At 43.1% G+C, this 3,353-nt stretch carries 2 protein-coding genes; one reads left to right on the top strand and one right to left on the bottom strand.

Annotation, left to right across the window (positions count from 1 at the left end; genetic code table 11):
* A partial coding sequence (locus V4C51_RS17405) for a sbcc family protein (RefSeq protein ID WP_330927442.1) occupies nt 1-2,330 on the bottom strand: 2,330 nt, incomplete at its 3' end.
* 609 nt (nt 2,331-2,939) lie between these two features.
* Here V4C51_RS17405 and V4C51_RS17400 point away from each other — a divergent pair.
* Entirely contained in the window at nt 2,940-3,167 is a 228-nt protein-coding gene (locus V4C51_RS17400) for a hypothetical protein (RefSeq protein ID WP_330927441.1), read from the top strand.
* Nucleotides 3,168-3,353 lie beyond the last annotated feature (186 nt).

Genomic DNA, 3,353 nt, shown 5'->3' with positions numbered 1-3,353 from the left:
GCTGGAGGTGGGGGTGGAGGCGGAAAGGGAATGGCAGAACCAGACGTCACTTTTTCCTCAGGTTTGTAGCGTTGCTGATCGCTAATGACCCTGTCAGGTGTTGCGGTTATCAGATCCGCCATAGGTGTTGTCGCTTGTGGTGTTGGGCGCGAGAGAGCATCAAGGGGTGTTTCATCAATGTCAGGGACTTGTGCAATCGTCACAAGGTAGTTGTTAAAGCTACTCCATATATCGGAATGTCCCTCATCAAAATCATTCAGTGTTTTTCTGGTGGCTTTATGAATGGTCTCAAAGGAATAGCGGTTGCCTTTATTGGTTTGCAACGCGCTGTCAGAGACATAACTGGCAAATTCAGTCTTGCTCTCTTCAGGCAAGTTTGATTGCTGAATGTCACGTAAAAGGCGCTTTCTATCAGCGTCACTGAAATCTTCCCTGCGAAGCAGCTTGTTCATAGTCGGGTCAGACAGGGCTGCTCCTGTGGGTTCTGAGTAATAGAGTGGTTCTGAAGGACGAACAGTATCCGTTGAGGGTGCTGAAAATCCACGCTGTTGCATTCTTGTGGGCTGCCCAAGTGCTGGTTGAGACGTAGGTGGTGATCCAGAAAGGCGCTTGATGAGGTAATCAGCATAAGAATTTCCGCTTTCAATGGTTTGTTGGGAAAGTGGGGCAAAGTTAATGCAAGGTGATTTTTTACCCAGTACCCTCTGGTTTTCTGCTTTGCGCGTTTTTAATGCCTCAATGCGACTGCCAAGTGTTGTGTTTGGTGTTTGACTGAGAAAAGCAGTACCAAACAAGGTCAATGCCCGCTGGGGGCTATACTCACCGCTTTGGATTAAATCAACCAGCAGCCCCTGAGCTTCCCCGGCAACATCTGAAGAGCGGTTCTGCGTCCAGAGCTTGAGACAGTTATTGGCAATTTCAAGGTCACAGTTTTCATCGAGCCTGTTAAGGTGATGGGAGAATAAGGTCTTGTTGCCATTGTTTGTTGTGATGGTACTGCCGTAGTGATGGTAGAGTTCACGAAGTTCATTCACCCTGTCAGCATGAAGGGTTGATGCCTGGTCGTAACGGTCTTGTATATCCTTAAGTTCTTTATGGGTTGTTATGATCTGGTTGATGAGTTTTTTTTGTGATGTCCTGCTTTCCAGCCTTGCTGAAAGGTACTTTGGACCAATTCTGCCGAGAAATTTCCTGGTTGCTACGCGTTTCAGTTCTTTATAATGGTTGAGCTCGGCGTCTAAATTTTGCTCTTGCACCAGGGCTTTTTGTGTCATATGAAATACCTGGTTTTGCAATACAGCAGCACTGCTGTTTTCCCTATCCATTGCTTTTAGCAATTCGTAAGGCCGGTCGATAGCGTATTGGTGACTTTCCCGTGTTTTTCGTGTGCTTATGTCTGCCTGGGTTAACCTTTTTTCGGGATGCTTCGAGGTTTGCTCTAAAATGGGCCTTAAGTATTCTTCTTTGTTAGTCTCAATGGCTGTTTGCTGCTGTATGGTTGTCGCGAGGTTATTTTGAGAAGGTTTCAAACTGTTGGTGCAGTGAGCGAAGTGCATCAGGCTTTTTTGTTTTAATGACTCGTGCCACTGTTTCAGCAACCGCTTATCAAAGGCAGATAATGATGTGGTTAACGCATGGAGTTCCTTTAACCTTTCAAGGTGCTCCTGGTAGCCTTCTGCTGGCGGCTGTTCAAGTATCTCTGTCAAACTTTCATTGTATTGAGCGGCCATTAATTTATGAAGGTGTTTATACTGTTTTTTGGTGAGATTATCTTCCTGATTCAAAAAAGCCAGCTCAACACGAATACTCTCGAGCCCTGATACTGTTTTTGATGCTTTTATCACTTTTTCAAGGAAAAGTGTTAAGTCATTTTGCAGTATGTTTTCCTGGAATTTTTTAACATTGACGATGGGTTGTATTTTTTTTATCTGAGGGTCTTTTTCGTCTATTTCTTTTTTAAAGGTTTCCGGGATGGATAGTATTTTAGTAATAGAGTCTTTTAATCTTTCGCAACGTTTGAAAGAGAGCTTGCCACAATGGTTAGATTCAAAGGTTGTTTTATCTGCCTCCCTGGCAACATCTTTTGCAGTGTTTAAAGAGTGATTTTTGAGAATGCTGATGCGATGGTTCTGAAGGCTTTTTTGCAGCTCATGACGGTTTTTTTGGGTTTTTAAGCTGTTCTTTGATTTTAAGGTTTCCGAAATTTTATCATTAATATTGCGAGTAGAGCGGCTCTGAAAAGAGCCATTGCTGGTAAGTACCTGTTTTGTAATGTCAAGCCCCTGATAGGCTATTCCTATATCCCCGGTGGTAATGGTTGAGCTTGGCATGGTTCGTCCTTGTCATTCACTAAAAACTATTATTTAAAAATAGTCTATTACTGTTATTGCTGATTTGATTGTTGTTTTTTTGGGTTGGTTTTATTGCTTTTATTTGTTTTGTTCTTTTTTTTGTCAAAAAAATGTCTTTTAGTTTTTCCAGTGTTGGAAAATTAAGCCCACCAGGCAACTGATCCCGCCTGTAACAGACATGGTCACTGATGCAGGTTTTTTGACAGTTGTTCTACGACATTGCATGATGATCGTGCATAAGCGCTTTTGGTAGCATTAGCAAAAAAAAAGACCGTTGGTATAATAAACCAGTAGTTTGATACAGTATGCAAGGCAGGTGAAGAGGCCTTAGAAGCAGTCTTAAAAGTCTGCCCGCAGCGAGGACTGCGAGAAATGGAGGATAAAAAGTCACTTTTGTGAGGAGAATAGCGGGACTATTTGACGAACAAAAGCGGCTTCTTAGACCCATTTATCGTAGCCGCAGTAGGAGCATGACTTTTAAGACTGCTTCTTAATACAGATAGCGCCCAGGTATTGTTTAAACATGCTTCTACCCTGTCTGTGCCAGAAATCCGTCAGCCGTTGTTGTGTTGTGAGCAGGGGAGAGTTATGAGTCAAGTCAAAATCAATGTTGGTAAGCGTGGTGAGCATGATAGCAAGAAGGTCAGCCAGGAAGACCTTGAGCTTAAGGCATTACTTGAACGTCTGAAAAAGAAAGGGCTTAACCCAATGCAGATTTGCCAGAAATTGACTGAGCATAAGGTATCACCACCAACGGCTGATGCCTGGAGTTATAGTTTAGTGGTTGAGCATTGCAAGAGACTTAACGTTCAGTAGTCGTTGCCATGAGCCTGTCGGACTTATGCTTTCGACCTAAAATCCAGAAAGTGTGGCCAGAATTTCTGGATTTTAGCTCGAAATTGTCTTAAGTCCGACAGGCTCCTAGTGGTGCTAAGCCCTAATATCTATCCCTTTGAAAATGTGGTTTAATCCGCATCTCCAGTAAGACATAAGTAAATGGCA

Origin of the sequence: Candidatus Sororendozoicomonas aggregata (genome assembly GCF_031528575.1) — a bacterium.
In the GTDB taxonomy this organism is placed as follows: domain Bacteria; phylum Pseudomonadota; class Gammaproteobacteria; order Pseudomonadales; family Endozoicomonadaceae; genus Endonucleibacter; species Endonucleibacter aggregata.
The sequence above is the reverse complement of the archived record's forward strand: the minus strand, read 5'-3'. Positions and strand labels throughout refer to the sequence as shown.